The following is a 6,993-nucleotide window of genomic DNA, read 5'->3' on the forward strand; positions in this document are numbered from 1 at the left end:
GCTCACCTTGCGGCGCTGTTCGCGCACGCTATCTGGAGCGAGGCTTAGAGGGGCCGGGGACTGCCAGCTTTGATCAATATCAAGGTGGGCCGGGTACGGGGTGTCGCAGCCTCAGACGACGACGTCACGGGCCGGCAAAGGCTCGCCGCGCGAGACATGCTCGATATTGGCAAACATCCGCGCCACGGTCGGGGCAAAGTTGTCGGCTGCCATCGCCGCGAGATGGGGCGTGACGACGAGATTGTCGAGGCTCAGCAGCGCGCTGTCGGCGGGCAGGGGTTCGGTGGCGAAGACGTCCATCGCCGCGCCGGCGATGACGCGGCTGCGCAGGGCCGTGACGAGATCGGCCTCATTGACGACGCCGCCGCGCGCGACATTGACCAGGATCGCGGTCTGCTTCATCGCAGACAGAGCACGGGCATCGATCAGGCCCGTGGTTTCCGGCGTCAGCGGGCAATGCAGGGAGACGATGTCGGAACGGGCCAGGATCGCGTCCATGGTGGCGTAAGACACGCCAAGCGCGGCCTCCTCGGCGGCGGCGAGCGGCTGGCGCTTGGTGTAGAGGATCGTGCAGCCGAAGCCCTTGAGCAGTTTCGCGACATTCTGGCCGATTGCGCCGAAGCCGACGAGCCCGACCGTCTTGCCAGACAGCATGAAGGTGTCGCCCGGCAGATGTCCCGTGCTCCAATGGCCCTGCTTCAGCGCGGCATGGCTGAAGGCGATGAAGCGCAACGCCGACAGCATCAGCCCCAGCGTGAATTCGGCGACGGGAAGCGCATTGCTGCCGGTGGTCCGGGCCACCTTGATGCCGAGCTCTCGCGCGGTTTGGATATCGATGTTGTCGTAGCCGACGCCCCATTTGTGCAGCAGTTTCAGCTTCCTTGCCGCCCGCAGCAGTTCGCCCGGCACCGCGACCTGGCCGGCGATGGCATAGTCCGCCTCGGCGATGATCTCTTTCATATGCGCGTCGCCGCGCGCGGCGCCATGGGTCAGCGCGAAGCCCGGCGGCAGCAGAGCACGAAGCTTGGCGGCGCGTTCGGGGGTGATCATGTCGAGGAGGACGATGGTTTCGGTCATCGGGCTGTCCGTTGTCAGATCGTGAAGCGGGCGCCCGCGCGGGCGAGACCGCCCGAGATCGCGACGGGTGTGCCGTCGGCGCGCCAGCAGGCGGCGCCGGTCAGCGTGCCGTCCGCGTTGAAGCGGATCGCGTTCATGCCGCCGGCGATCCGCGGCATCCGGACGATGCGGTGGCCGCGCGCGCGCAGCGCCTCGGCGACGGTCTCGGGAAAGGCCTCCTCCAGTTCGAGCACGCCGCCCTCCGTCCAGATCCGCGGCGCCTCCACGGCCTCCTGCAGGCTCATGCCGTGGTCGATCAGGTTGACGATCGCCTGCAGCGCCGAGGGGAAGATGCGCAGCGCGCCGGGCAGGCCGAGGGCGAAGGCAAGCTGGCCGTCCTTGAGCACGATCATCGGCGCCATCGAGGTGAAGACGCGCTTGCCGGGCGCGATCGAAAGCGCGCGGCCGGGATGTGGATCGAAGTTGAACATGTAGTTGTTGGTCAGCATCCCCGTGCCGGGGATCTGGGTGCAGGCGCCGAACAGGCCGTTGATGGTCTGCGTCGCGGTGACGACATTGCCATCGGTATCGGCCACCGTGACATGGGTGGTGTCGGCCGATTCGCCGCCGCCGAGCCCCGTCGTCCAGCTTTGCGCCTTCGCCATGTCGATCAGGGCACGACGCTCGTCCGCATAGGCCTTGTCTATCAGCCGGGCGACGGGGACCGCGACGAAGGCGGGGTCGGCGGTTGCGACCGCGCGGTCGGCGAAGGCGATCTTGAGCGCCTCGGCCAGGAGATGAAGGCCGTCGGGCGAGCCGAAGCCGAGTGCGCCAATGTCGTAGCCTTCGAGGATGTTGAGCATCTGCGCGATGTGGACGCCCGAGGAGGCTGGCGGCGGCGGTCCGAGGATTTCGTGGCCGCGATACTGCCCGCGAATGGGCTCGCGCGTCTCGACCCTGTAGGCGGCGAGGTCATCCTGGCCGATCAAGCCGCCATGGGTGGCCATGAACGCCGTTAGAGCTTGGCCGAGCGGCCCGTCATACAGCGCGGCGGGGCCCGTCTCGGCGATCAGGCGCAGGCTTCTGGCATAATCGCTTTGGGTGAGCCGCGTGCCCGATGGCAGCGCCTGGCCACCGCGCAAAAACAGCGCCGAGAGGCCTGCATCGCGCGAAAGATCGGCGACGTTGTCGGCGATGCAGTTGGAGAGATAGGGCGTCACCGTGAAGCCGCGCTCGGCGAGCCCTATGGCCGGCTGCAACACCTCGGCCAGCGGCAGCGTGCCGAAGCGGGCAAGCGCCTGGCACCAGCCGGCCAGCGCGCCGGGCACCGCGACGGCCCTGGCGCCGACGACATTCTCCCGGTCACGCACGTCGCGCTGCCGGCCGATTTCGTCGGAGAGGCAGTTATACATGTCAGGCGTGGCGCGCGAGGGCGCGGTCGAGAGATTGTCGAGCACGACATGGCGGCCATCGGCCATGCGGATATGGGCGAGCCCGCCGCCGAGAATGCCGACCATCATCGGCTCGACGACGGTCAGCGCAAACAGCGCCGCCACCGCCGCATCGACCGCATTGCCGCCCGCCAGCAGCATCTGGGAGCCTGCGGCCGAGGCGAGCGGATGGTTGGTCACGACCATGCCGCGCGTACCGGTCGCCGGCCTCTTCTCGCAGGTGAAGGGTGTGGCGCGCGAGGTTTGGGCGGCGGCGGCGTTCATGAGCGATGGCTTCCAGGGAGGGGGGCGGGTTTCATCATCGCCGGTTCCTGCGCTGTGGGGGAGGGCTGTTGCGGCATGCCGCGCCCGCGTCAGGTCGAGGCGCGCCCGCAGCCGCGCCGTGACGGGTCGCGATGACGGCCTTGCCTCACATCATGATGATGTGGCGGATGGTACGGCCTTCATTGAGCGCGTCGAAGCCTTCATTGATGCCGTCGAGCCCGCTTTGGCTGGTCATCAGCTTGTCCACCGCCAGCTTGCCGCGCAGATAGAGATCGACGAAGCGGGGGATGTCGCGCATCGGGATGCAGGAGCCGACATAGGACCCCTTGAGCGTGCGCTCCTCGGCGACCAGGCGCGTCGGCGAGAGCGACAGCGTATGGGAGGCGTTGGCGAGGCCCGCCGTGGTGGTGGTGCCGCCGCGCCGCGTGATCTGATAGGCGAGGTCGAGCGCCTTGACCGAGCCGGCCATTTCGAGACCGTGATCGACGCCGCCTTTGGTCGCGGCGCGGATCGCCTCGACGACATCGGGCGCACCGGCATTGAAGCAGTCGGTCGCGCCGAGGTCGCGGGCGATGGCGAGTTTCTCGTCCGAGAGATCGACCGCGATGATGCGCGAGGCGCCGCAGGCCGCCGCCCCCAGCAGCGCGCTCAGGCCCACCCCACCAAGCCCCACCACAGCCACCGTCTCGCCGGCGCGGATTTTGGCCGTGTTGACGGCGGCGCCGACGCCGGTCAGCACGGCGCAGCCGAACAGGGCCGCGATCTCATGGTGAATGTCCGCCTCGAGCTTCACGAGGGAGCGCCGCGAGATGACGGCATATTCGGCAAAGGCGGAGACGCCGATATGGTGATGCACCGCTTTGCCATCGACAGACAGCCGCCGCCCGCCGCCGAGCAGTTCGCCGGCGCCATTGGCCGCATTGCCCGGTTCGCAGAGCGCGGGGCGGCCTTCGCTGCAGGGCGCGCAATGGCCGCAGGACGGCACGAACACCATGACCACACGGTCGCCCGGCCTCAGGTCATCGACGCCCGCGCCCGTCTCGATGACCTCGCCCGCCGCCTCGTGGCCGAGCACCATCGGCACTGGCCGCAGCCGGTTGCCGTCGATCACCGACAGATCGGAATGGCACAGCCCCGCAGCCCTGACCCTGACCAGAACCTCGCCGGGACCGGGCGGCGCGAGATCGACCTCCTCGATCGACAGCGGGCGGCTCTGTGCGAACGGAGCCTGGACCGGACTGGCATTGAGGACGGCGGCGCGGATCTTCATGAGGGGCTTTCTCCTCGACGATGCTGGTGATGCTGGCGTAAGTCCTGCGTCGCCTTCCGCTGCCATCGGGACGCAAAAGCCGCAGCCTGTCAAAGCCTGTGCCGTCGCGATCGGACAGCTTGGCGCACCAGGGTGACGCGGATGTGCCGCTGGTCCACGACACCGTGAGAGACAAGACCATTCAATTGTCGGACAAGACCGTCATGCCGTAAGGCCGCCTCCAGACGAGAAGGCCTGCGATGACGAGCGCGAGACGCCCGAGACAGGGTTCCGTTTGAAGGAGCCCCGCATGGGCAACAGCAGGCCTCAGCTTGGGACTACAGGGCTTGCCAGCGCGGGTGACGGCTGGTTCGAGAGACCAGAGCAGCCCGCGAAGCTCAGAGCCGCGAAGGCCGCAGAGCAGCGCGACCATGATCAGAGGGCGCGTCTTGTCGGTGGTGGCGGCGAGCATCGCTTTCAACTCGTCGCGCGTCGGCATCTCGATATGGGACTGATCGCGCTTGCCGCGCTTTGTCCGGCCGCCGGCCTTCACATGGTTCGCCGCGACGAGCCCCTTCCGCTGCGCCTCTGCGACCAGAGATGAGAGCGAGCCGAGCACGCGCTTGACCATTGCAGCCGAGCGGCCGTCCGCGGTGAGTTAATCACGGAAGGCGGCGACGGCCGGCGCGGTCAAGCGGGAGAGCTTCGTCGCGCCGATGCGCGGCACGATGTGGAGATCGAGATGCTGGCGGTAGCCGCGGATCGTGGTGCGCTCCAGGCCCTCGGCCTCGCAGCGGGTTATCCACAGGTCGCCGGCTTTCTCAACGGTGATAGAGTCCCGGTCATGGGTGTGGGTGCCTGCCGCCACCTCAGACCGGGCTTGCACCGACCAAGCGTCGGCTTCGCGCTTCGTCCCGAACTGCTTTGCCCAACGCTTCCCGGCGGCGTCGAGATAGTCGACGAGCCAAGCGACGCGGCCACTAGGTAGGGTACGCTTGCGGATCGAGGCCATCTGTTTTTGATTCCGCTTGAAGGTACTGATTACGTCATCTCACACTCATCGTGTTTTTTCCACACGGTTCGTTCATTTTTTTGTTGCAGCACAAACAAACGTGCGTTATACGCACGTTGTCGCGGAGATTTCATGGCCTCGATCGGAAAACTGGTCAGCGCGATTGCCGAGATTGAAGGGCTAGACGAGGGGGCGGTTAAACTGATCGCTCGGTATGCCAGGGAAGCTGGGTACATCTCGCAAGGCTCGTACGGCCCTGGCGCTGCGAGGATGACACCGCGCGACGCCGCACACCTCCTAATCGCGGTCAATGCAAGTGCATTGGCTAAAGACGTCGCGAGAACTTTGAAAGACTACTGCGGGCTACGCTGGAAGCGGCAAAAGTGGCTTGTCGACGACGAATTAGAGGATGCTCGGGATGACCCGTTCAAATCAATTTTTGCTGAAGGGGCAGAGTTAGCGAGGGTTCTCGAGGATCTGATATTGCTCGCAACGCCGATTTTTCAGCCGAAGTCGATCTTAGAAGAATTCTTCCTCGATGATCGCATGCGGATGACGATTGAATGGCGGCGACCTTATCCAAGTGTCAGCTTCAGCGTTACGTGCATAGACTATCCAGACAACGAAGATGAAAAGCCGATCCATGAAGAAATAGAGCAAGGCGGTTTCTTTATCAGCGGTCCGGCATCTCAACCTTTATCCGATCGTGTGGACGAAGTTTCCATATCCCATAGAACCTTGATCGCCGTGGGCAAAGTCCTGGCGATCTAGCTAGGAGACTACCATCATAACGACCACTGCAACGCGCCCGTCGGGCGCGAGCGGCGAAGCCTTGCCTTCACTGTCCGATGACCTGCTGCACGGGGCGAAGGCGATCTCGCTCTTCATTTACGGCTCCGCCTACGAGACGAGCACGCGCCGCATCTACCATGCGGTCGACAAGCTCGGCCTCCCGACCTTCCGGATGGGCTCGACCATCTGCGCTCGTCGCTCTTCGATCCTGAAATGGATCGAGCGCCAGGAAGCGGCATAGGGGAGGGCGCCATGAACAAGAAAACCAAGGCGGCTGCCGCCACCATGCGGCCCGTGCAGCGCCCTGTGTCAGAGGCGCTGTTGCTGGCGAAGTGCGAGATCGGGCGGGCCAAGTGCTTCGCTCACGTACTGGAGCGACTGGCCGACAGCCTGGACGATCGCAAAGATGCCGATGCGATGTCGGTGGTGATCGAGGGCCTTTGGGCCTGCCTCAATGATGCCGAGGCCCGGGTCGGCTCGGAACTGCCTGCGATTTGGGCTGCGTAATGGCCGCCAGTCTCCGCCTCGACAGGCGAGAGGCGACCGTCATGCTCGACGAGGTTCTCGCCGATCTGCGCCGCGCCGGCATCTTGCCGACGCCGCTAAACATCATCGCGGCCGCGACCGATCGGACCCGAGACGACAGTCTGGTCCAGGCCGTCGTCATTGCCGCAGAGCGCCGACACGTCAGGGAGGTGAAGCTATGAGCGCACGCATCGTTCCCTTCCCCAGGGTCCGTAACCGCGAGTTCATCCGGCGCCATGCTCGCCGGATGTGCGAGATGCGCCAGGATAAGGGCGAGGCGCACCTGCAGCGCCTTCTCAATCAGCAGATGGAGACGATGCGCCGGCGCGGGATTCCCGAGCCGGTGATCATCGACGAGGCGCGCGCGGTCGAATGCGCCATCCGCGCCGAACTCTGGCGGGTGGTGATTTTCGAAGGCGGTGCCGCGTGAGCCGCCGCCGCAAGCAGGCCGAGCGGCCGGATCGAGATCGAGATTGACGGCGTCGTGGTGCGTGTCGGAACCGGTGCGAGCCCCAAGACGATTGCCGCGGTGATCGGCGCGTTGAAGGGTGGCTCGTGATCGGCCCGACCGGCGCGGTCCGCGTCATGATCGCAACGAAGCCGGTCGACTTCCGCAAGGGAGCGGAGGGCCTGGCCGCGCTGGT

At 66.0% G+C, this 6,993-nt stretch carries 10 protein-coding genes; 4 read left to right on the forward strand and 6 right to left on the reverse strand.

What is annotated here, in order from left to right:
• Nucleotides 1-111: 111 nt before the first annotated feature.
• The 5 genes from IP69_RS21150 to IP69_RS21170 form a co-directional block, all read right to left on the reverse strand.
• Nucleotides 112-1,077: a 2-hydroxyacid dehydrogenase gene (locus IP69_RS21150; protein WP_054144807.1), complete on the reverse strand. Its 966-nt coding sequence runs from the start codon at nucleotides 1,075-1,077 to the stop codon at nucleotides 112-114.
• Between the two features lie 14 nt (nucleotides 1,078-1,091).
• Nucleotides 1,092-2,771 (reverse strand): gamma-glutamyltransferase, encoded by a 1,680-nt coding sequence (ggt, locus tag IP69_RS21155; RefSeq protein ID WP_054144808.1) that lies wholly within the window; start codon nucleotides 2,769-2,771, stop codon nucleotides 1,092-1,094.
• A 145-nt stretch (nucleotides 2,772-2,916) separates the two neighbouring features.
• A complete protein-coding gene (locus tag IP69_RS21160; protein ID WP_054144809.1) occupies nucleotides 2,917-4,041 on the reverse strand; it encodes a zinc-dependent alcohol dehydrogenase family protein in 1,125 nt (374 codons plus the stop codon).
• A gap of 181 nt (nucleotides 4,042-4,222) precedes the next feature.
• Complete coding sequence (locus IP69_RS21165) at nucleotides 4,223-4,651, reverse strand: hypothetical protein (protein WP_054144810.1); 429 nt, start codon at nucleotides 4,649-4,651, stop codon at nucleotides 4,223-4,225.
• Nucleotides 4,652-4,678: 27 nt separating this feature from the next.
• Nucleotides 4,679-5,032, reverse strand: coding sequence for a hypothetical protein (locus IP69_RS21170; RefSeq protein WP_054144811.1), 354 nt, complete (start codon nucleotides 5,030-5,032; stop codon nucleotides 4,679-4,681).
• A 132-nt stretch (nucleotides 5,033-5,164) separates the two neighbouring features.
• On the opposite strand from IP69_RS21170, the gene IP69_RS21175 reads away from it, so the two are divergent.
• The 4 genes from IP69_RS21175 (at nucleotide 5,165) to IP69_RS21190 (ending at nucleotide 6,531) form a co-directional block, all read left to right on the forward strand.
• Nucleotides 5,165-5,803: a hypothetical protein gene (locus IP69_RS21175; protein WP_054144812.1), complete on the forward strand. Its 639-nt coding sequence runs from the start codon at nucleotides 5,165-5,167 to the stop codon at nucleotides 5,801-5,803.
• Nucleotides 5,804-5,864: 61 nt separating this feature from the next.
• Entirely contained in the window at nucleotides 5,865-6,065 is a 201-nt protein-coding gene (locus IP69_RS21180) for a DNA-binding protein (protein ID WP_248306929.1), read from the forward strand.
• An 11-nt stretch (nucleotides 6,066-6,076) separates the two neighbouring features.
• Nucleotides 6,077-6,331 carry a hypothetical protein gene (locus tag IP69_RS21185; protein WP_054144814.1) on the forward strand — a complete coding sequence of 85 codons (255 nt, stop codon included), beginning with the start codon at nucleotides 6,077-6,079 and terminating at the stop codon, nucleotides 6,329-6,331.
• A complete protein-coding gene (locus IP69_RS21190) occupies nucleotides 6,331-6,531 on the forward strand; it encodes a hypothetical protein (protein WP_054144815.1) in 201 nt (66 codons plus the stop codon). The genes IP69_RS21185 and IP69_RS21190 overlap by 1 nt, the downstream gene beginning before the upstream one ends.
• Nucleotides 6,532-6,649: 118 nt before the next feature.
• Here the strand turns inward: IP69_RS21190 and IP69_RS22225 are convergent.
• Nucleotides 6,650-6,993 (reverse strand): hypothetical protein (locus tag IP69_RS22225; protein WP_210165953.1); only part of this gene is annotated, 344 nt, incomplete at its 5' end.

The sequence above is a fragment of the Allobosea sp. AAP35 genome (assembly GCF_001295925.1).
GTDB lineage: Bacteria > Pseudomonadota > Alphaproteobacteria > Rhizobiales > Beijerinckiaceae > Allobosea.